General features: G+C 58.0%; 17 protein-coding genes and 2 pseudogenes. 6 read left to right on the top strand and 13 right to left on the bottom strand.

What is annotated here, in order from left to right; all coding sequences use genetic code 11:
- Together AC3FKH_RS33695 and AC3FKH_RS33690 are read right to left on the bottom strand one after the other, a co-directional pair.
- Nucleotides 1-185, bottom strand: a pseudogene (locus AC3FKH_RS33695) (tyrosine-type recombinase/integrase); the annotation flags it as partial.
- Complete coding sequence (locus tag AC3FKH_RS33690) at nucleotides 182-1,450, bottom strand: site-specific integrase (RefSeq protein WP_488679978.1); 1,269 nt, start codon at nucleotides 1,448-1,450, stop codon at nucleotides 182-184. The pseudogene AC3FKH_RS33695 and the gene AC3FKH_RS33690, both read right to left, overlap by 4 nt.
- A 137-nt stretch (nucleotides 1,451-1,587) precedes the next feature.
- Between AC3FKH_RS33690 and AC3FKH_RS33685 the strand changes: the two are divergent.
- Nucleotides 1,588-2,505: pseudogene (locus tag AC3FKH_RS33685) on the top strand (Mu transposase domain-containing protein); the annotation flags it as partial.
- Nucleotides 2,506-2,511: 6 nt separating this feature from the next.
- The gene (istB, locus tag AC3FKH_RS33680) at nucleotides 2,512-3,300 is read left to right on the top strand and encodes an IS21-like element helper ATPase IstB (RefSeq protein WP_488679976.1); all 789 of its coding nucleotides are present in this window, start codon (nucleotides 2,512-2,514) and stop codon (nucleotides 3,298-3,300) included.
- Between the two features lie 101 nt (nucleotides 3,301-3,401).
- On the opposite strand, the gene AC3FKH_RS33675 is transcribed toward istB, so the two are convergent.
- The 8 genes from AC3FKH_RS33675 to gcvA all read right to left on the bottom strand — a co-directional run bounded on the left by AC3FKH_RS33675 (nucleotide 3,402) and on the right by gcvA (nucleotide 12,426).
- Entirely contained in the window at nucleotides 3,402-4,187 is a 786-nt protein-coding gene (locus AC3FKH_RS33675; RefSeq protein WP_488679974.1) for a class II aldolase/adducin family protein, read from the bottom strand.
- Between the two features lie 24 nt (nucleotides 4,188-4,211).
- Nucleotides 4,212-5,228, bottom strand: a complete 1,017-nt coding sequence (locus AC3FKH_RS33670; protein WP_488679973.1) for a D-2-hydroxyacid dehydrogenase — start codon at nucleotides 5,226-5,228, stop codon at nucleotides 4,212-4,214.
- A gap of 14 nt (nucleotides 5,229-5,242) precedes the next feature.
- A complete protein-coding gene (locus AC3FKH_RS33665) occupies nucleotides 5,243-6,094 on the bottom strand; it encodes an alpha/beta fold hydrolase (RefSeq protein WP_488679971.1) in 852 nt (283 codons plus the stop codon).
- A gap of 14 nt (nucleotides 6,095-6,108) precedes the next feature.
- The gene (locus tag AC3FKH_RS33660; protein ID WP_488679969.1) at nucleotides 6,109-8,196 is read right to left on the bottom strand and encodes an acetate--CoA ligase family protein; all 2,088 of its coding nucleotides are present in this window, start codon (nucleotides 8,194-8,196) and stop codon (nucleotides 6,109-6,111) included.
- 2 nt (nucleotides 8,197-8,198) lie between these two features.
- Complete coding sequence (locus AC3FKH_RS33655) at nucleotides 8,199-9,179, bottom strand: Bug family tripartite tricarboxylate transporter substrate binding protein (RefSeq protein WP_488679967.1); 981 nt, start codon at nucleotides 9,177-9,179, stop codon at nucleotides 8,199-8,201.
- A gap of 4 nt (nucleotides 9,180-9,183) precedes the next feature.
- Nucleotides 9,184-10,167: a Bug family tripartite tricarboxylate transporter substrate binding protein gene (locus AC3FKH_RS33650; RefSeq protein ID WP_488679966.1), complete on the bottom strand. Its 984-nt coding sequence runs from the start codon at nucleotides 10,165-10,167 to the stop codon at nucleotides 9,184-9,186.
- A 41-nt stretch (nucleotides 10,168-10,208) separates the two neighbouring features.
- Nucleotides 10,209-11,363, bottom strand: coding sequence for an acyl-CoA dehydrogenase family protein (locus tag AC3FKH_RS33645; RefSeq protein ID WP_488679965.1), 1,155 nt, complete (start codon nucleotides 11,361-11,363; stop codon nucleotides 10,209-10,211).
- A gap of 145 nt (nucleotides 11,364-11,508) precedes the next feature.
- Nucleotides 11,509-12,426, bottom strand: a complete 918-nt coding sequence (gene gcvA, locus AC3FKH_RS33640; RefSeq protein WP_488679964.1) for a transcriptional regulator GcvA — start codon at nucleotides 12,424-12,426, stop codon at nucleotides 11,509-11,511.
- A gap of 139 nt (nucleotides 12,427-12,565) precedes the next feature.
- Between gcvA and AC3FKH_RS33635 the strand changes: the two genes are divergently transcribed.
- Nucleotides 12,566-13,507, top strand: coding sequence for an NAD(P)-dependent oxidoreductase (locus AC3FKH_RS33635; RefSeq protein ID WP_488679963.1), 942 nt, complete (start codon nucleotides 12,566-12,568; stop codon nucleotides 13,505-13,507).
- Nucleotides 13,508-13,527: 20 nt separating this feature from the next.
- Nucleotides 13,528-14,397 carry an amidohydrolase family protein gene (locus AC3FKH_RS33630; RefSeq protein ID WP_488679962.1) on the top strand — a complete coding sequence of 290 codons (870 nt, stop codon included), beginning with the start codon at nucleotides 13,528-13,530 and terminating at the stop codon, nucleotides 14,395-14,397.
- A 75-nt stretch (nucleotides 14,398-14,472) separates the two neighbouring features.
- Here AC3FKH_RS33630 and AC3FKH_RS33625 read toward each other — a convergent pair whose 3' ends face one another.
- Together AC3FKH_RS33625 and AC3FKH_RS33620 are read right to left on the bottom strand one after the other, a co-directional pair.
- On the bottom strand, nucleotides 14,473-15,441 hold the full coding sequence (locus AC3FKH_RS33625) for a Bug family tripartite tricarboxylate transporter substrate binding protein (RefSeq protein WP_488679960.1): 969 nt from the start codon (nucleotides 15,439-15,441) through the stop codon (nucleotides 14,473-14,475).
- A gap of 289 nt (nucleotides 15,442-15,730) precedes the next feature.
- Complete coding sequence (locus tag AC3FKH_RS33620; RefSeq protein WP_488679958.1) at nucleotides 15,731-16,519, bottom strand: transporter substrate-binding domain-containing protein; 789 nt, start codon at nucleotides 16,517-16,519, stop codon at nucleotides 15,731-15,733.
- Between the two features lie 821 nt (nucleotides 16,520-17,340).
- Between AC3FKH_RS33620 and AC3FKH_RS33615 the strand changes: the two genes are divergently transcribed.
- A complete protein-coding gene (locus AC3FKH_RS33615) occupies nucleotides 17,341-18,270 on the top strand; it encodes a LysR family transcriptional regulator (RefSeq protein WP_488679956.1) in 930 nt (309 codons plus the stop codon).
- An 82-nt stretch (nucleotides 18,271-18,352) separates the two neighbouring features.
- On the opposite strand, the gene AC3FKH_RS33610 is transcribed toward AC3FKH_RS33615, so the two are convergent.
- Nucleotides 18,353-19,525: an alpha-hydroxy acid oxidase gene (locus AC3FKH_RS33610; RefSeq protein ID WP_488679954.1), complete on the bottom strand. Its 1,173-nt coding sequence runs from the start codon at nucleotides 19,523-19,525 to the stop codon at nucleotides 18,353-18,355.
- Nucleotides 19,526-19,946: 421 nt separating this feature from the next.
- Here AC3FKH_RS33610 and AC3FKH_RS33605 point away from each other — a divergent pair, with 421 nt between their 5' ends.
- Nucleotides 19,947-21,164 carry a Bug family tripartite tricarboxylate transporter substrate binding protein gene (locus AC3FKH_RS33605; protein ID WP_488679952.1) on the top strand — a complete coding sequence of 406 codons (1,218 nt, stop codon included), beginning with the start codon at nucleotides 19,947-19,949 and terminating at the stop codon, nucleotides 21,162-21,164.
- Nucleotides 21,165-21,755 lie beyond the last annotated feature (591 nt).

Genomic DNA, 21,755 nt, shown 5'->3' with positions numbered 1-21,755 from the left:
GCGCGCTCCAGCAGCCACCCCTGCATGGTAGAGGTGCTGACTGCGGCATCGCCACGTTGCCGCACGAAACGCTGGAACCCGCGCAGAACACAACGGTAGACTTTGGCCGCATCGCGACTGCGCAGCCTCAGGTGACATATGTGACGCTCGATAGCGTCGCCTTCATCGTCGAGCCACGTGTTCATTGCGCCCCCTCGGTCAGGAGTTCGCTGATCTCCAGGGAGACGTCGCGCAGTTCATCGACAGCGAGCTTCAGGTACGGCCACACCGAACTCGATGAGCGGTGCCCCAGCACGTCCCCAATCACCTTGGGCGGCACCCCGCCGCGCAATAGGCTTATGGCACGCGCGTGCCGGAAGGCATGCGGCCCGCGCTTGCCATTGGTTTGCACGCCTGCAGCGTCGAGCCGCCTGCGCAGTGGCGTGTACAGGCTCGAGCCGTCGGCAAAGCCACGATATGGGGCGTGTGCTCGGATGAAGACCTCTCGCGCGCTCGTTTCAGGTCGGCCGCGACGCAGGTATGCCAGCAACGCGGCTCCAACCGCCGGTAGCAATGGCAAGACCGATTGCGAGTCGGTCTTGGAATGGCGGACGTATAAGCGATCGCGCCGCCAGTCGATGTCGTCCAGCCGCAAGCGTGCAATCTCTCCCGCGCGCAGCCCGTAATTGGTGAGCAGCAAGACGATCGCGTGGTCGCGCAGGCCCTTGGGCGAGTGATCAGCATGGCAGATCCGCAAGACGGCGTCGATCTGGTGCTGCGACAGCGTCGACGGAATCGACTCATACGCGTAGAGCGTGGGCGCCACCACGCATGCGGATAAGTCGCGCGAGGTTCTCCCAGAGGCGTGCGCAAAGCGCATGAGGCAGCGCAACCGCTGCGCCAGCGATTTGCGCGAGATCCGCCTTAGCGATCCGGATCGCGCCTGCATGTATGCATCGATATCGGCGATCGTCAGTCGCCCCAGATCGTTCACCGACACCGCACGTTCGAGATACCAGTGCATGAACCGCCGTGCTTCTGTGACCAACTCGTGAATGGTGTCGGAAGCCAAGCCTCGCACATCATCGAGCCACCGCTCATACTCGGCGCATAGCTTCTGGCTGAACGCCTCGGATGCGCTACTTGCTTGGGGGGCAGGTGGCCACCTGCCCGTTGCCATCCTCAATAGCTGGTGAATGCCGGCAGTGTGCGAAGCACGCCAGTGTTCAAGGGACCGTGGGGCGCGTCCGTGGCGCCGCTCGAAACGGTGGAGCTCGCAGCGCAGGTACATCGTCACATGGGCCGGCTCCACGGATGCTAGCGTAAGGCCTCGCTGCTTGAGGTAGCGGAGGAACTTCTGCGCAACGGCGGACTGACGGTTGATCGCGTTGACGCAATAGCCGGCGTCGATGAGAAGCTGCTTCAGCTGCGCAACTAACGCGATGTGCTGCGGACATACATGGTCTGACATGGTGTCTCCCTGGGATCGGGGGTAATCCCCGCCAAAGTGTTACACCTGCCAAATCCGCAGGAAAAGCCTCGCCCTGAGTGAACGTCTCCGGGCCCTCAGCGCTGCGTCACATTACTGGCTCCTCGCGATTACCCGAACGGATCATCATCGACAACGCCAAGTGCGCCATCATCCGGGCCTGCACGTACGACCCCGAGGTCCAGCGGTCCTACGCCGGTCTGGCCGAGGGATACGGCTTCCGGATCGACGCCTGCCCGCCGCACGACCCGCAGAAGAAGGGCATCGTCGAGTCGGGAGTCAAGTACGTCAAGAAGTCCTTCATGCCACTGCGTGCGTTCCGTGACCTCCCCGATGCCAACCGGCAGTTGCGCGAGTGGATCATGCAGGAGGCCGGCGTGCGTGAGCACGGCACGACCCGCGAACAACCGCTGATGCGCTTCGCCATCGAGAAGCCGTTGTTGATGGCGCTGCCCGATGTGCCGCCGGTGCTGGCCGCATGGTCCACCGCCATGGTTCATCGCGATGCTCACGTCCAGCATCACAAAGCCCTTTACTCGGTGCCGTTCGCGCTGGTCGGCAAGACGCTGTGGGTAAAGACCACTGACACGGTCGTGCAACTGTTCAACCAGCACGAACTCGTGGCCACCCATCCCCGGCTGCGCAAGCCCGGCGCACGCTCGACGGTACGGGATCATCAACCGCCCGCCGCTCAGGCGTGGCTCGAACACGATCCGCAATGGTGTCTGGCACAGGCCAAAGCCATCGGGCCGTCCTGCCATGCGCTGGTGCTCGCGCTGTTCAACGACCAGGTGCTCGTCAACCTGCGCGGTGCGCAAGGCATCGTCCGGTTGCGCAGCAAGGTCGGTGATGCCCGGCTCGACGCGGCGTGCACCCGGGCACTGGCCCACAACAGTCCCCGGTGGCGAACCGTCAAGACAATCCTGGACAAGGGGTTGGAGAGCCAGCCTATCCCGGAGTCGCCGCAAACGCTCACCGACACCTACGTCAACGGCGGTCGCTTCGGCCGCAACCTCCAATCCCTGCTGATCCATTAAACGCCCATGAACCCCAGTCCTGAACTGAACACCGCCCTCAAGCAACTGCGCCTGTCCGGCGTGCTCGATTCCCTTGAACAGCGTAACCGGCAGGCCATCGACGGCCAGCTTGCCTATACCGAGTTCCTGGCCATGCTGCTGCATGACGAAGTAGCACGGCGCAACCAGAAGAAGCTCGGCACCCGGCTGGTCCGCGCCGGTTTCGCCGTGGGCAAGACGCTCGAGACCTTCGACTTCGATCGGCTGCCGACGCTGAATCGAACCCACATCCATGATCTCGCCACCGGCCGCTATATCCACGAGCGCGTCGCGGTCCTGATTGCCGGACCCACCGGCACCGGCAAGTCGCATCTGGCCCAGGCGCTCGGCCACTGCGCCGCCCGCCAGGGGCACGACGTGGTGTTCGCTACCCAGACCAAACTACTGAGCAGCCTGCAGGCCGCACGCGCTACTGGCACCTACGAGCGCAAGCTCAGACAGCTCGCCAGCGTACCGGTCCTCATCGTTGACGACTTCGCGCTCAAGCCGTTGCGTTCGCCACAAGATGAAGACTTCCACGACCTGATCGCAGAACGCTACGAGAACGCAGCGACGATCCTCACCAGCAATCTCGACTTCAGCGAATGGGGCGAGGCCTTCGCCGGCAACCGCGTTCTCGGCGCCGCCACACTGGATCGCCTGCGCCACGGCGCCTATCGCATCGTGCTCGATGGCGACAGCTTCCGCGCCCCGAAACCGATGCCAGAAACCGACTCAATTCGGCTTGCGAAATCAACGAAAAAAACGCATCCTTGATCCCGTTCGAATCCGCGTTTTACTTCACTTCAAACTGGCGCCATTACGGCGATCATCCCCGGCGTCATTACGCCGATCCGTGACAGCAAACTCCTAGTCAATTAATCCTGATAGCTCGGGTCGATGCGGTTCAACTTACGCAGCATCGCAGGCCATTCCATGATGCCGAACGGTCGACGGGTGCCAGGTAGATAGTTCTTGCGTGTCTCTTCAACAATCCCGGCGGGCACCGTCGTCAGCTCCGTTCCACAGGCCAGCGCGGAAAGCTGCGCTTTGCAAACCTGCTCAAAGCGCTGCATTGCATTGAATGCCTCCGCAGTAGTGCCGGTTGCAACGAGCAGGCCATGGTTGCGCAGAATCAGGTGGTTCTCCTGACCCATGTCGCGCAAGAGCGACTCCTTCTCGCGCTCGTCGAGCACGATGCCTTCAAAATCATGATACGCAACGCTCGAGAAGCGCATAGAAGTTTGAGTCAATGGCAGAATGCCACACGCGAGCGATGAAACCGCCATCCCAGCAACAGTATGTGTATGCGCAACGCAGCCAACATCTGGACGCGCTGCATGAATGGCGCTATGAATGACGTAGCCGGCGCGGTTGACACCATACTTCAAGTCACCGAAGTCCGGGCTATAGAGAACCTCTCCGCTCTCATCGACCTTGATTAGCGAAGAAGCAGTGATTTCCTCGTACAGCATGCCATAGGGATTAATTAGGAAGGCATTCTCACCGGGCACACGCGCGGAGATGTGGTTGGCGGTGAGGTCCGACAGACCATAGATGTCGAATAGCCGATAGCACGCAGCCAAATCTACTCGCGCCTTCCATTCCTCGGCTGAGACTTTGTCGCGAAGCGATGGGAGCTTCAAGTTGGATGCACTAGTCATGTGTTCTCCTAGCTTTCGTATAGGTTACTTAACAACATTTCGAAGGGGCAGCCCATCACGCCAACGGACCAGGTTATCGAGGAAGATTTCCCCGACTTCTGCGTAATGTCCCGTTGTATGACCAGCCGTATGGGGGGCGATTATTACCGTAGGAAGAGTCCACAGCGCCGATTCCGGGCCTAATGGTTCCTTCTCAAATACGTCCAGGAAAGCACCACCAAGATGCCCTCTACGCAAAGCGCCGATTAGGTCGTTCTCGACCACCACCTCGCCGCGAGAAACATTCGCAAGAATGGCGCCCGTCGGCAATAGAGCGAAGGTTTGCCGGTTCAATAGCCCGCGCGTAGTTGGCGTTAGCGGGCAAGCAAGTACCACGACTGACGCTTTCGGAAGAACGGTAGCGATATCCGCGAAGCTAACGGTCTGCGACACTCCCGCTACCGGCTCCCGTGTCCTACGTACACCGATGACCTCCATGCCGATAGCACGCAGCAGCCTGGCGACCTCCTGACCGATGGGACCCATACCGACAACTGCCGCGACTTGTCCTGTCAAGTCCTGGGGCGCTCGCTCACCCAGGAGCGGCTCCCAACACTTCCGGCGCTGCGCATCAATCAGCAATGGGAGCTTTCGCGCGATGGCTAGTACGCCGAGAAACGCCATCTGAGCCACCGCGCCGGCATTCGCTCCAGAACCCGTTGTCATCACCACATTTCGCTTTTCCAGCTCGGCAAAGATTGGGCGGTCGGCGCCAGCAGAGTGGGCCTGCATCCACGTAAGCCTTGGGGAAGCCCGCATGGCGTCGTAAAACTCAAGAAGCGTGGGCGCCAAATCCGTCTTACCAGAATTCCCGGTGACATCGCGCGACAGAAAGGCAATCTTCGCCCCGTCGGGAACACTGCCCTCGAGCACCGACTTTGGTGTTACCAACCGGTGCGGATGGAATTCAAGCACCTTGTTGATACGCGAGCCGAAGGCTTCGATAGCAGCATTCGACATCAGTAGCGTGAGTTCTGACGTCGTAGCCGTCATGCTTTGCATAGTCAGCAGACTCCCTACGTGACCGAAGAAAACCAGCGCAGCAAGAGCACATTGACTTCGTCCGGCCTTTCATACTGCACCCAGTGACCTGCGCCAGGGACCAAGCACCAATCTCGGGATGAGATATCAGCGGCGAGTCGCTGTGCGGCTTCATACGGTTCAGCTGTCACATCATGCTCGCCCCATACAAACAGCGTCGGCCCCTGATATTCCTCCAGCGCCTCCGCTAAAAGGGCATGCCGGGAAATCGCTTTGCTGCGAAATCTGGTGGCCCGGCAAGCGCGTTCGTGGACTTCCATGGCAAGCGAGTCAATGCTGGCATCGTCGTGCAGCATGAGCGCACGCAAATTGTGACGCAGTGACTCCTTAGCTTCCCCAGGGTTATCTACTCGCCAATTGAGCATTTCGAGGCTCTGTCGTCGAACGCCGCCGTGTCCAGCTGGACCTAGCAAGGCGAGCTTCTCCACATTGCCGCAGCGGGCCGCAACATTCGCGGCCACGAGGCCACCGAACGAAAAGCCAGCTAGCAGAATTGGAGCGTCGGAGCCAAAGAGTTGCTCGACACAGGCGCATAACGTCGTGACCAATCGCTCGAATCGGTCCGTGGCGTGGTCCTCGCCTAGCAAGGCGTCGGAATCGCCAAAGCCTGGAAGGTCCGGCAGCCAGAGCCTATGAGAGCTCAGGAGCGATTCAATATTGCGCACCCAATGCAACCAACTGCCGTGCCCGCCGTGAATGAGCACAAGCGGCGGTCCGCTCCCGAACCGCCGCCAGACCACTTCCTGCCCGCACACGTTGATTCGGTGTACTTCGCAGAGGGCTTCAATCCGAGCGATAACCTCGCTCGGATTGAAAGTTAGAGTCATGACTCGCGTCTTTGTCACGACCGCAGGACCAGAGCATCAACCGCGACGACGCCCTGCCCTTCCGGAAGGACCATCATGGGATTGACTTCGGCTTCTGCAATCCGCAGTTCAGGCATCACTGCCAACTGGGATAGAGCGGACACTGCCTGCGCCAGGGCCTCCAGGTCGCCACGCGGTCGACCGCGAAGACCCGACACCGTCTTCAGTGCCTTGACTTCGGTAATCATCTCCCTTGCGGTCTCGACACTCACGGGAGCCAGTCGAATGCTCCGGTCCCGCGCAACTTCTGCCCAGATACCACCGGCAGCCAGCATGATAATGGGGCCCGCTTCGGCGTCAATACGATAGCCGACGAGAACCTCGGTGAGACCCTTCGTCATAGGCTGTACGAGCACCTCGTCGCATCGCTTTTCCGGCGCACGCTCTGCCAGGTTGGTGCGCAGCGTCACAAGGGCGGCTTCCAGGCCAGCCTGGTCCTGGATGCCGAGAACAACGCCGCCGACTTCCGTCTTGTGGGGGATGTCTGCAGAGCAAACCTTGGCAACCACAGGGAAGCCAAAGCTAAGCTCCTTCGCCGGCCCCTGCAGCGGCATCGTTGTAGCCGGGGCGTGAGGCACGCCGACGGCGTCGAGCACCTCATACGCTTGGGCTTCGCTCAGCGTGCGGGGCTTTGCGTCGGAGGCTTCAGCCGTAGCCTGCACGCCAGGCGCTCGGCGCGCAAACAGCGCGGCAATCGCGTCGGCGCATGCCTCAGGCGAGCGGAAGCATGGCACTCCGGCTGCGGTCAATGAAGCCAGGGCTTCGGGTGCGTCAGGCACCAGCATCGCTGCCAGCGGCTTGGCGCTGCTAGCACTGTCGATGATGGGCTTCACCGCAAGTTGCGGCTGGAAGCGGGCTGACGAACCGACCACGGCGAGGACCATGTCGAACTCCGGCGCTTGGAACATGATGTCCAGGGCGCCTTTCATGACGTTGTAGTTTGTGCCTGCCAACGTGAGGTCCAGAACGCGACCAGCCGACACCGAAATACCGGCGGCCTCGAACTTCGCCAGCGTTTCCGCCGAAGCCGGCTCAACAACCACGTCGCGGATACCCAACTGGTCTACTGCCATGGCCGCGCCACCGCCGGTCGTCGTGACGACACCCACACGTTTCTGGGCGGACGCACTTCCGAGCGGAATCCGCTCAGCAAGCGGGAATGTCTCAAGGAGAGCCTCCAGAATGCCGACTCGAGCGATGCCGAGGTCCTTGAGAAATGCGTCAGCAATGTCGTCTTCACCGGCAAGTGCGCCAGTGTGGGTCGCTGCCATTTCGGCGGCCGCTGCCGACCGGCCCAGCTTATAGGCAATAACCGGCTTGCCGCGCTTTACCGCTTCAACGGCGAAGGCACGAAGCTTGTCGCCGTGGCGCAAGCTCTCCAGGAATAGCAGATACCCGCCAATGGTCGGGTCGTCCAACGTTGCCGCGCAGATTTCGCCAACACAGAGGTCCGATTCGCCGCCAACGGAAACGAGGCCTGCGAACCCAACGCCGCGGGCTTTGCCCCGGGATACCAGCGAGCCAATCATGCTACCGCTGTGGGACGCCACAAACACCCGCCCCTGAGGCAGTTCGGGCTCGGCAAAAGCAGCGTTGGCGGTCAGCACGAGCCCGGCACGCGGATTGATTACGCCCAGGCTGCTAGGGCCCAGAATGCGCAGACCGGTCTTCTGGCCAATCTCCGTCAGAGCCGCTTCCCTTGCAGCACCCTCAGGGCCGGATTCCGAGAAGCCACTGGCCAGAATCGTGACCACCTTCACGCCCAAACGCGCGCACTCCTGAACAGCGTCGAGTACTGTGTTCGTCGGCGTTAGGATGAAGACATGCTCAGGAACTTCCGGCAGTTCGGCCAGACTGGGATAGGCAGTCTCGCCCTGCACAGATTGCCGATTGGGGTTGATGGGGTAAATCTTTCCCGCAAATCCGGCAGCGCGCAAGAACTTGAGCGGGCGGCCGGCCGTCTTGCCTGCATCATCCGATGCGCCAAACAGTGCGACGCTGCGCGGGGCCAGCAGCGCCTGCGCGAGTGCAGCGTCAGGTTGAATGGTGGCGGTCGTATTCATGATTAATCCAGCGTTACTTTGACAGTCTTGAAGACCCGGGACATATGGTCGACGTCTTTGTTGATATATGCCTTGAATTCAGCGGAGCTACTACCCACAAGCACCGCGCCCTGTGCCTGAATAGCGTCGCGCATCTCTTTCGAGGCGACAGCCTGGGTCACTGCCTTTTGGAGCTTCTCCAAGATGGGTTGCGGAGTACCGGCCGGTGCAAACAAGCCACTCCAGGAGTCCACATCGAACCCGGGCAGACCGGCTTCGGCCATGGTGGGCACATTCGGAAGCAGCGCCAACCTCTTCGGCGCAGCCACAGCGATGGGCCGTACTTGACCACCCTTGAGGTACTGCATAGCCGATATGGAGGTCATGAAGGCCATAGACACATTGCCAGCAATCAAGTCGGTAAGCACACTAGACGCTCCCTTGTACGGAACGTGTATCAAGCTAATGCCAGCCTGCTGCTTGAGCAACTCACCTGCGTAATGCTGCGTCCCTCCGTTACCTGTAGAGGCGAACGACAGCTTGCCTGGTTGCTTCTTTGCAAGTGCGATTAGCTCTGCAAGGTTATGCACCGGAAGTGCGGGACTGACCGCCAGAATCGCCGGCGCCGACATGACTTGTGAAATCGGCTCAAAGCTCGTCTTGACGTTCCATTTCAGATTTTTGTAGACGAATCCGTTGGATGCAATAGGAGCCGCCGCGAAGAGCAGTGTGTACCCGTCCGGCTTTGCCGAAGCCACTTGCTCAGACGCGATATTCGACCCCGCACCGGGCCTGTTATCCACAACAAATGCCTGACCAAGAGACGTCTGGAGTTGTTTGGCCAGCAGACGTGCAACGACATCGGTGGGACCGCCCGCCTGGTAGCCAACAACGACCCGAACCGGGTGAGTCGGAAAGTCGGCAGGTGTTTCAGCGGCCGCCGCGCCACACCCAGATGCGAGCATCAATGGCGTGATAAGTTTGCAAACAAGATGCCAATTCATTTCTTCAGTCCAGCGAGAGTTTTATCGAACGTGCGAAGGCCGTGCCTTGAGCGACTTCCTTCTTGAGATACGCAGAGAACTCTTCGGGCGTGCTTCCCACCACCGTTGCCCCCTGCTCCTCGAAGGACTTCCGGACATCGGGCTGCTCAAGAATCTTGCGTACTTCTTTGCCTAGCTTGTCGACGATTTCCTTGGATGTACCGGCCGGAGCAAACAGACCGTTCCAGGAATCGACCTCCACACCTGGCACCCCTGCCTCCGCCATCGTTGGCACATTGGGCAACTGGGGAATGCGGCGGCTCGACGTTACGGCCAGTGGAAGAAGCTTTCCGCTCTTGAAGTACGGCATGGCACTGAGCACGGTCATGAAGTACATGTCCGTCTCACCGCCCAGCACCGCAGTCACAGCGGGACCGCTTCCTTTGTAAGGAACGTGCAGCAAGTCGATGCTTGCCTTGCTCTTTAGCAGTTCACCCGAGATGTGCGGCACCGAGCCTGGGCCTGACGAGGCATACGTGTACCTGCCGGGCTCCTTCTTGGCCTTGGCGACCAATTCCGAAACAGACTTGATCTGGACCTTCGGATTGATAGCGAGAACAGCCGGAGCAGACATCAGACGCGAAATCGGCTCAAAGCTCTTCAGCGCGTCGTACCGAATGTTCTTGTATAGAACGCTGTTCCACGTAAGCTGTGATGCGGCAATCATCAGCGTGTAGCCATCAGCCGGGCTCTGCGCGAGCATTTCGGAGGCGACGTTCGACCCCGCGCCCGGCTTGTTATCCACGATGAATGACTGACCCATCGATGCTTGCAGCTTCGCTGCGATAAGCCGGGCTGTCAGGTCGGTTGGCCCTCCCGCCGGATAGCCGACGAGAATGCGGACAGGTTTGCTGGGATACGAGCTGGCGCTCGGTTGTGCCTGACTCAACGCAGGCATGAGCGAAGCGGCCATCACCAGCGCCGAAGCACTACTGATTTTTGCAAACATACGTTGTCTCCAGATTTTCTTGATTTCCGCTTATGTATGCGTCAGGCCTTCGGCGGGCGCTGCGTGAAGGTCCGCTCGAACACGCCTTCTGCGATGCGGTTCTTCAACATTTCGATAGAGCCACCAGCAATCATCCAGCCACGGATGCGGCGCAGGCAGTACTCAACGATGGACTCCTGGCTGTACCCCATGCCCCCCATGACTTGCAGGGCTTCGTTGGCAACTTCCCAGCCGGCCTGGTTGCAAGCGAGCTTGGCCATCGCAGTGCTGTGCGCAGACGGCAGGCCGTGCTCGCCTTCCATTGCGGCGCGATAGAGCATCAGTTGCGCAGACTCCAGCTTCAGGGCCATCTCGGCGAACTTCCACTGGACGCCTTGGAACTCGCACAGTTCACGGCCGAACTGCTTGCGAATCTTGGCGTGCTCACGAGCAATGTTGAAGCAGTGACGACCGAGAGCCAGCGAGCGCGACGAGTTCCCCAGACGCTCGACGTTGAAGCCGGAGATTTGACGCTTGAAGCCACCTTCACCTAGGAGCAGATTCTCCTTCGGGATGCGGCAGTCTTCGAAGTACAGTTGGCACCATTCTTCGCCGCTCATGAACTTCGAGGGCTCACCGACTTGGAAGCCCGGCGCGCCACGCTCGACGAGCACCGAACCGATGCCACCGACGCCCGGACCGAAGCGCACGTAGATGAGGAAGAGTTCTGCCTCGGGGCTATGGGTCGAGAAAATCTTGCTGCCATTGATGACGTAGTGGTCGCCATCCAGCCTTGCCGAAGTCTTGAGCTCAGTCACAGCCGAGCCAGCCTCGGGCTCGGTCATGCCCAGCGCGATGAGCTTCTTTCCTGCGAGCAGGTCAGGGAGAAAGCGCGCCTTCTGTTCCGCCGTGGCGTACTCGACGAACGTGCGGATGGGGCCAAAATTGCCGGCCTGTACGATATCGGCGCTCTTGGGACACACGAGCGCGACTTCCTGAATAGCAATGACGGCATGCATCAGGGTACCGCCCTGGCCGCCATCTTCCTCCGGGAAGGCAATCCCCAGCAGGCCTTGCTCGGCGAGCATTTGCGCCGCGTCCCAGGGATACTGAGCGGAATGTGCGCGTTCGAGTGCACCTGCTGCCAGCTTGTCTTGGGCGAAACGGCGCACCGATTCTGCAAATGCCTGGTGCTCTTCGCTGAGTTCAAAGTTCATCGCTGTTCCTGTGATATGGACTATTGACAGGTGTCAGCATCGTCCATACCGGGACAGTTGTGAACTTCAAGTTTGGCGCTCAGTCACAACAAAATGTCATACCAAAGTTGACTTTTCGTGGCGTTTGGCCTTTGTGGTGCTTGGCTCAGGAGGACTCAGCTCGCCCAGTTTCTTGAGCCACCGTGGTCAGCAACCAGTCGCGAAAAGCCGTAATCTTCCGTGACTCTCGTTGCACTTGCGGGCGCACCAGGTAATATGCCTTTCCGCGTCTGTAGGGCATCGCAAACGGCCTTACAAGTCGGCCAGATTCAAGTTCGGGCTTAAGTATGGCAGTTTGTCCGATGGCGATGCCCATGCCGTCCAGCGCTGCTTGCCAAGTCATAACCGAGCTGCCGAAACTCATCCGTTCCGTACCACTTGCCACATCCACCATTCCGGCAAAGTCGAGCCATTCATCCCAATCAGTCCTACGGTAATGGGATACAAGTAGGCGATGTCGCAGTAGGGATTCCTTCGTTCCGCGAGCACCCCCGTGGCTCGTCACATATGCCGGGGTACATACCGGCTCTATCTCGTCGTGGAAAAGCAGGTCGCAGCTAACACGCGGCCAACGGCCGTCTCCGAACTGAATCGCCACGTCGGCCGGGTCGCGGTCAAAGTCCACGTCTGGAATAGCATTGTCGATGCGCACCTCGATGCTCGGGTGCTGTTTTTGGAAATCAGGCAACCGTGGGATGAGCCACTTGGCGGCAAAGGTCGTATAAGTGCGCACACGCAATGCCCCTTGCGAGGTGCTCCGAAAGATACGCGCCGTTGCAGATGCAATAGCATCGAACGCCGGCAATATGTCGCGCGCATAGGTTTCACCGTGCTTGGTAAGAGTCACCCCATGCCGTTCCCTGCGAAAGAGCTCGACGCCTAGATACTCTTCCAGTACTGCAATTTGCCGACTTACCGCGGATTGGGAGACATGTAACTCTTGAGCCGCACCCGTCAGATTACTTGTCCGGGCAACAACTTCAAAGACTCGCAACGGGTTGAGGGGAGGAATACGCCGGGCCATCCTGTCCTTCGCCACAAGAAATGATTTTTTATTATACCTAGATGCACGATTGGAAGTGGTCTTCGAGCGTCAACGCCTCCTAAAATTTGAGCCATATGGCGGCTCACCCCGAGCGGTCCCTTGGTTAAGGAAATTTACTGTGAACAACAACCGGAAGCCGGTAATCCTCGTGACCGGGGCTGATTTGGCACACCAAGCACTCGACCTTCTGCACGGTTTTGAGGTGGTCTACGCAGGCAAACAGCCGAGCGAGGCCCAGGTCATTGCACTGGCCAAGGAGCACAACCCGGTTGCCATCATCGCACGCTACGGCAAAATCACGGCGGCCATGATGGATGCAGCTCCCCGCCTGCAGGTAATCTCGCGCCATGGGAGTGGGGTTGATGTCGTAGACCGGGATGCAGCAGCCGCACGAGAAATTGCAGTCCGCGCCGCTGTAGGCGCCAACGCAGCTGCCGTTGCCGAACATGCCTGGGCGCTCATCCTGGGTTGCGCCAAGTCGGTCGTCCACCTCAATGCGCGGATGCGGGCCGGTCACTGGGACAAGGCGACTCATAAGACAATCGAATTGAATGGCCGCACCCTTGGTATCGTCGGGCTGGGTGAAATCGGCCGGCGCACTGCTGCCATTGGCCTGGCCATGGGCATGAATTTGCTGGCGTATGACCCGTCTGGAAAAGCAGACGCAGCGGGTGTCACGCTGGTCCCTCTTGATACGCTGTACAAGCAATCCGATGTGGTTTCCCTCCACTGCCCGCTCACCGACGGGAATCGTAGGATGATTAATCGTGAAACGCTCGGTCGCTTCAAGGACGGCGCGATTTTCGTCAACACCGCACGCGGTGGTTTGGTAGATGAAGACGCTCTTCTTGACGCATTGAGCTCCGGCAAACTCTATGCTGCGGGCCTGGACAGTTTCGAAGTTGAGCCCTTCGCGGCGAACCATCCTTTTTGCGAGGTGCCAAATCTTATTCTGTCGCCACATGTGGGCGGGGTTAGCGACGCCGCGTACGTCAATCTCGGCTTGGCAGCAGCACGCAACGTACTAAGTGTAGTCTCTGCCTCAAGCTCAATCGCCTGAAGGCAAGAAGTACGCAGCTCATGACCAGCCAACCGCCACGCGCAGAAGTGCCGCCTGATTTCGAAGTTCCAAGGGGCGCTACGGACTGCCATTGCCACGTCTTTGGTCCATATGCGCGTTTCCCTCTGTCTGAGGAGCGCACATACACACCGCCAGAATGTACGCCGCAAGCATATCTTCATCTGCTCGATACTCTGCACCTCGAGCGTGGCGTCTTGGTACAACCATCTGCGCATGGCCTAGATAATCGCGCGCTCCTTAATACCCTCTCCATAGCTCCTCAACGTCTACGCGGCGTGGCTGTCGTCGACCCTACACTCGATGAGAGTGAACTTGCAGCCATGCATGCCGAGGGGGTACGCGGACTTCGATTTACCCGCCTGCTTCACCATGGACAGCAACGGTACAAGAATGCTGTCGATGTCGGACAGCTGCACAAGGTATTGCCGGGCTTACGCAATCTTGGCATGCACGTTCAGCTTTGGGCGGACATTGACGTACTTGTAGAGCTTGAGCCGCTAATCCGAGAAGCCGGTGTACCATTCGTACTAGACCACATGGGCCGAGTCGACCCTGTCAGAGGCACGGATGACCCCCGCTTTGCAGTACTTCTACGCCTACTTGCCGACGGATTGGTCTGGGTAAAACTGACCCCGTATCGCGTTTCAAGTACCTATCCCCGTTATGAGGATATTCTGCCTTTTCACGAACGCATGCTGGCGGCCAACGAGGACCATCTCATCTGGGGGTCTGACTGGCCCCATGTGAACATGACCGAGAATGTCCCGGATGCCGCGCATTTACTGAATCTTCTTAATGCATGGACTCCGAACCGGTCCCAACTTGAGAAGATTCTAGTCCACAACCCAGCTCGCCTTTACGGCTTCTAAACTGGTTCACACCTGCCTGTGAGGTTCGGCGCAAAAAAGAAAGGGTTGGCGTAGCGACTACGCCAACCCTTTTACTTATTCCGCTTTCAGCAGGCCTTGACGCGCGAGCGCTGCGGCTCGAGCATCTTCGTCGCGCATAGTCTTATCGAACGCTTGCGCGGTCGCAGGTGAGGCGATGGACCCCAGTCCAGCCAGACGCTTCTTGATATCCGGCTCGGCAAGAGCGTTGTTCAAGGCGTTATGAAGCGACAGAAGAACATTCGGCGGTGTCTTCGCCGGCGCCATCAGGCCGGAGAGAGTCACGACCTCGAAGTCCTTCAGTCCCAGTTCCTGAAGCGTTGATACATGCGGCAGGTCGGGGGCGCGCATCTTGCTCGTCACAGCCAAGGCGCGTAGCTTGTTCGCCTTCAGGTTGGGAAGAGAACTTGGGAGTTGGTCGATAACAGCATCGACCTGCGACCCCAACAGGTCTGTAATTGCCGGCGCTGAGCCTTTGTACGGAACGATGGTGAAGGTCGTTTGCAGAGCTGCCTGGAGCTGGACAATGGCCACGTGATTCGTGGTTCCGACACCGGCATGCCCGATTGCCACCTTCCCCGGGTTACTTTTAGCGAAATTGGCAAAGTCCTGGAACGTTTTAAACTGGCTGTTGGCCGGAACCTCCAGAACCAGCGGGGTAACCGCCATCATCCCGATGGGGGCAAAGTCCGCCGGGGTGAACGTCGGCTTGCCAATCATCTTTGGCGTATAGGCAAAGCTACCATTTGCCGTCGCAAGAAGCGTGTAACCATCCGAATTGGCTCGTGCCGCTGCTTCATGCCCTATCACACCGCCAGCACCCACCCGATTGTCGACCACGAAAGACTGTCCGAGCCTCTTCGACATCTCGCTCACTACCGTACGCGTCGTTACATCTAGGTTCCCACCCGCTGCGAATGGCACGATTACCGTGACAGGCCTAGAGGGATAGGTTTCGGCGAACGAATGAGTCGCGAAGCAGGTCAGGGCAATAAGAGAAAGTCGGGCAGCGGCAGAGCGGGGCATGGGAAGTGTCTCCTGCAGTGAGTTATGCCTACATTCTGCGCAACCCGATTTCCGCGGAACACTTCCAAAAGCTCACCGAGGCATGAGTTTTTTCTATGCCAAGTCACCCGGATAACATGTCGCTAGTCGTATGCCCTTGATAAACAAGCTGATCACATAGAAAGTTGTAAGCTTCTTCGACAGGTCCCGGCAATCACAAGCCTAGCGCTTACCGGTAGACCGACCTCACGTACATAGCAAAATAGAATCTGACCGCCATTACGGGAAGTAACAGTGTCGGGCATGAACGTCAAACTCCCGATTTGAGATCTGTTTGTCGCACCGCGCCTCGCCGGGGCGCCACTGTCGCTCCCTCGATGCCATGCGCTGCCAATGAGCACGCAATCCATCCCCGTTCCTTGAGGTCTTCGAGGAAGGCCGAGACGTACGCGGCCGTGCCGGGCCGCTTGGTTCTAGGCATGCCAATGGCCTGCTCAATCACCATGAAGCGGCCGTCCAGTAGCCTCAGACCGCCATTACTCTGCGCAGACGCCTGCAGCTGCGGTCGTATTCCTGCTGCCACGGAAGCATGTTCTGCCAGGAAGGTCTCGACAACATTGTGCGGACCAGCGGACCGGTCAATTGTGGCGTGCTGAAGCGCACGCGTAAGGTAGAGGTCATAGGCGCTGCCCGCGCTGACGACCACGACGTTATTCGGGTGATCGACATCCTCGTTACGCGTGATCGGTGAGTCGGCCTTCACAAGGTACGACCCTTCAATCAGAAGGTAGGGATCGGAGAATGAAACGCTGTCCGCGCGAAGGGGGTCGACTACGAAGAAACCGAGGTCCGCCTTTGCAGCTGACACAACAGATACAGATTGTTTGGCGTTGGAGCATACGATTAGCGAAAGGTCCACACCCAACGTCGATGCGAGCGCGTGCGCAAGGTCGACGGAGACCCCCGTCGGCACAGCGTCCGGCTCGTCAAGGCGCGCCAGTAGCTGGTTGCCAATATTGACGGCGACGCGGAGTACCCCAGTCGGCGCAAGGTCGCTGGCAATCGCTTCTCGCGCACATGGGAAGCGTGATGTATCCATGGTCAAGTTCCAAAGGCATTTGATATTGGACTGGCAGCAATCGTGGCATAGAGGCCAGCTCCGCGTTCAAGGTTGCTTCCACGACGTAATGGTGCCTCACAGGCTCCCGCAGCGGGCATCGCAATAGCCGCACGGCTGATTTGCCGTACATGCACGGCCTCTGCGTGGGCGAATCGGATTACGATGATTTCGCCCTGGCTTGGCCGCCACTGACTTGCAACAAATTGCGATCGCCCAGGAGAAGGAATTGCGATCGCCCAAGAGAAGGAGCGTTTCTATCCTTACGAAACCTTGGACGCAAACAACATTGAGGATTGGGTAACGACAGGAATCTCGGACTAGGACTACGCAAACAACCTGGCGGAGATATATATGCGCATTCGCGACTTGCAGGCTGAAACCCCGAATGAGATGTTGCTCTCTGACATTGCCCCCAAATCCACGGGCGGCGATGTGTACCGGTCCACCCTGATCGACTGCTTAATAACTGGAGGTGAGTGGGTCGTGGAGCGCGCGCCCTGATTCAGGGCTTTGATCCTAGATGCGGCCGTCGCGATGGTGGGCCAACGGTTGCCCCAAAATGAAGCGCGCGAAGGCATCCTCAGGCGGCTGAAGACGGAGTGGTTCTATCTTCTTGACGGGCGAGCGACACCTCAAGCAGTTCATCAACTGCCGTCGACTCTTACATCCGATGGCAGAACGAGAAGCCGGTTTAAGATCTCGCTTGCCTCACACGATACCATCGAATACTGAGCGAGCCCAAGACTCGCAGCGAATTCCAGATTTCTGCTACACCCATTAGAAATATACGGAAAACTGATATGAACTCTGATGACCTCGCTTTTTTCTGCCTTGTCGTCGACGCCGGCAGTATCGCATCGGCGGCGATTTCGGCAGGATGCGATGCCTCAACGGCCAGCCGGCGCATTGCGAGCCTCGAAAGAGCTTTCGGAGCGCGACTTTTTGTGAGAGACGGCCGCGGTTTAACTCTTTCACATCAAGGGGAGGTCTTGATTGGCTACGCCCGGCAGGTCAATGCACTGATAAGCCAAGCCAAACTATCGATTAATGATTCGCAAAATCATGGACCTCCTTCAATTCATATCGTTGCGCAGCCTACCATCGCAAAAATGATTTTTGGTCAACTATTTCATGAACTTCGCGCCAAATTTCCAACCAGTCAGATTCATTTTTCGGAAGCACGAGCAGACAAGATTTTATTCGATCTTCGCAACAATAATGAGGATGCCGCCGTCATGTACCGCCCCGAGCATCCAGGAAGCGAGAGCTATGACCCCCTTCTTTTCGAGAAATTATTTCTTATTTCTCCCCCTAATTTTGCGTTTAAGCCTGAGCAACTCGTGTCGAAATCATTCGCCGAGATACCGCTGATTCTAAAGGGCTCGAATCATGGTAGTCGCGTTTTTATTCAGGAATTCTATTCCAAAAAGCTCGGATGTCAACCGAACGTCGTCATACAAAACGATAGTTCATTTGCAGTCACGCTCGAGCTCGTCGCCAATAACTGCGGTTGTGCGATTATGCCTTTGGCCGCAGCCCAGTCCTTTATCACTGAGGGACGCGTAGTCGCCCATTCGCTTGCCCAGTGGCACTTTGAGCGGTGCGTAGCACTTGTTACGGGCAGAACCGATATCTCCTCGTCGACTCTATGGATACTCAATAGCGTAATTCGAAATGTGGTTGCCGAATTGGTAAATACCGAGGTGTGGCTGGGAACGAAGCTTGCTTGATCCAAGCACTCCACTCGGCAAGCGCGTCTGCCATAGAATATGAGGCGCGAATCGCATCTCAACTCTGGGAGATGGCCTCACACTAGTAGCTGCCCGCATAATTCGATACACGGCTTCGATCAATTTCTGCGACTTCCTTGCAGCCCATGTGGGCCATCATGCGGTCAATCTCCTCTCGGAAGATGTGCAAAGCGCGTGCCGCGCCCGCTTCTCCAGCGACTGCTGTGCCATACAAAGTCGGCCTTCCCACCAATACCGCATTCGCACCGAGCGCCAACGCCTTAACGACGTCACTGCCACGACGCACACCACTATCCATGAGCACGGTCATCCGACCAGAGACGGCGTCGGCGATAGGCGCTAAGACGTCGATGGGAGCTTGGGTGCAATCTAAGTTTCTTCCACCGTGATTCGACACTACGATGCCGTCCGCGCCGCAATCTAAGGCCTTCAAGGCGTCATGCTGATGCATTACACCTTTGACGATCAAGGCATGGGGCCACCGCCGCCTAAGCTCGCGCAGATCGTCCCAAGTAAGCGAATCGTTTCGCATCATGCCCCTCCCGACAGGTGCGGCGGTAATCTTATTCTTCAACTCAGTCGGGTAGTTTTCGTATCGTGGCATACCTGCGCCTGCCATGTAGCGGCCGAGCACCCGGACCATCCATTGCGGGTGGCGCAGCACGTCGATAATGTTTTGTTTAGAATATGAAAATGGAACGGTGAAGCCGTTTCGCAGGTTATACTCCCGGTTGCCAGGCACCACACCGTCGACGGTCACAACCAAGGCCTCGAATCCGGCGGACTTTGCTCGATCAACCAGAGCGTGAGACATGGACCGATCGGGCCACATGTAAAGCTGAAACCACAGCCGACCTGGCGCCTCCGCGACAATTTTCTCCATCGCCGTCATCGAACCAGTCGCTAACGTAAAGGGCACCCCTGCGGCGGCCGCAGCCCTTGCCAACGCTAGCTCGCCTTGATACCACATTAATCCTGCGACACCTGTCGGCGCAATTGCCACCGGCATGCTGAGTTTGTGCCCGAAGAGGGTGGTTTCAAGACTTCTCTTGGAGACGTCGACAAGCGTTCGCGGTACCAGCTTGATACGTGCGAACGCCTCGCGATTATTTCTAAGGGCAACTTCATCCTCGCTACCTCGATCCACGAACTCGAAAATTCCCTTGGGAATTCGGCTCTTGGCGATCATGCGTAGATCTTCAATATTATGCGCCCCCAGTGTCTTGTCAGCCATCGGCATGCCCCCCATGTTCGGTTAGTTTAATGATCTTTCGCGCTTCAATTACAGTGTTGGCAAATCCTATCCGCTTGCTAGAGATACCACGAAGCATTTACGCTGCGCCGCCTGCACATCAGTAATGCACACCATGCAATGTCGCGTTGATGGTATTTGGCACAAAATTCATCTTCCCAGGCCGCTCAGACGCATCACAAGATTTTTTCAGACCAAGGACGGGGGCGATGTTATCGAGTGATTTTTTAAGGCAGAGAACCTACGCGAGATTCGATAGCAGGCGTTTCGGTTCAGACAATATCGAGGCATTTTGCGCATTTAAAATGATTGCGTGCATCTGCTCAAAACAAGGCGGCGGATATTGCGGAGTTATTCCAAAAGCGAGACCTAAAAATAGTTTTTAAAAAAAAGGAGACTATTAATGAAGACCACGTTCAGCCGAAGGCAAGCCCTCAGCACACTACTTGGAGCGCTAACTCTATGCACGGCGACCGGTGTCCACGCCCACAATTCATGGCCGAATCGGCCCATTAAGATTATCGTTGGATATGCGTCAGGGGGGCCGAGCGATGTTACCGCGAGGATGCTGTCGCAACGGCTCACCATTGCGCTAGGGCAACCGGTAGTCGTGGAAAATAGACCTGGAGCAGGAGCCAACATTGCCTTTGAGGCCGTCGCCGCCGCGCCACCCGATGGTTATACGTTGATGCTGACGACGGTAACACTTGCGATGAATCCCCATCTATACAAAGCGATTAAATGGGATCCAAAGAAGAGCTTTCGTCCGATTGTTAACTGCATGACGTCGCCCTCGGTGCTAGCGTTAGCTTCCACGCTTCCGAGCAAAAATTTGAACGACTTTCTCACGCTGGCAAAGCGCGAGCCGGGAAAACATTCGTTCGCTTCGACCGGCGTGGGTGGCACCGCACATCTCGCTGGATTGATGTTGGAGCAACAAGCGGCTATCGATTTGATTCACGTTGCCTACAAAGGAGTCGCGCCTGCGATGAATGATCTGCTGGGCGGCCAGGTGGACGCAGGATTCTTGACCGCTATGGGAGCAGTCGATCACCTTCGCAAAGGTAATCCCCGTCCGGTGGCGGTCGCTGCAAGCGGACGCTTGCCCGCACTTCCTGATGTCCCGACGTTCACGGAGTTGGGCTATCCGGGGATGATCGTGGAATCTTGGAACGGGCTGATTGCGCCTGCTGGCACTCCGACGGCCATCATTGAAAGACTCAATCAAGAAGTTAACAAGGCTTTAGCTTCGGCCGAAATGCAAGCATCGCTCGTAAAGATGGGGGGCGTTGCAGTCGGCGGATCTGTCGCTGACTTCCAGCAATATATCGATGACGAGTTGAATCGCTGGGGACGCGTTATGAAAGCAGCAAAGGTAACTCTAACGCTTGATCTTGCTGTCCTAAATCTATGGCTTTCGCCGTATCTTCCCGAGCTCCAGCAGGACCATCTTAACCGGGACTGCTGGCCGGCGCCACGTCGTTTCCACCTGCGTTGGCCTCTGTACGAGGTGCTGGTGCACGACAACCGCGTCAGGGCCATCGAGCAGCTTGGCTTTGCCGACAAAGCGGTGTCACAGATCAATCCGGTCCATCGTCTATTGCGCATCCACGGGCTTTAGCGACGGACGAAACTAGGTTCGCGAAGCCGGTAGACGGTCCGCTTCGCAAAAGCCGAGCAGCGTAAAGCACCCTCCACTTCCGCCCAGGCACCGGCACCGACTGCCGAGATGCCAATGCATCAGCGTAAGGACGACCAAAGTCCGCGCAAAGGCGGTAACTTGTTACTTTTATCTTTTAGAGCGCGGATTAAGGGCCATCCCTATACGTGCCCCGCGGTGTGCTGTTGTGGAACCAGCCCAGGCGGCGAATCGGTTGGCGGATGCTCACTAGGGAAACGCTTATGTGGGCGCCTCCCGGATTGCAAGCCGATTAGGACATGGTGGTCGACAGGTGAAGGCATCACGCTTATGTCCGGCCCGTTTGTGCAGGCCGCTCAGCCTGCTGGCCATATGGAATTCGCTGGCGAGGTCCTCATCTGATCATCGAGTCATTCCCTATCGGGTTTTCCTCGCCCCGGTCCAACCTGTTAGCCATCATGCGATCAATGCTTGTGCTCCTTGAAAGATCGATTGTCGGGGCACGCGCCTGTCTATTAAGCCATGACAGGTTGCGTGTATCTGCTATCCCTTGCTAGTAGAGGGCCGGCCGGG

The organism is Cupriavidus sp. 21MJTG02-4 (assembly GCF_057798975.1).
Note: the sequence above shows the minus strand (reverse complement) of the source record. Positions and strands in the feature narration are given on the sequence as shown.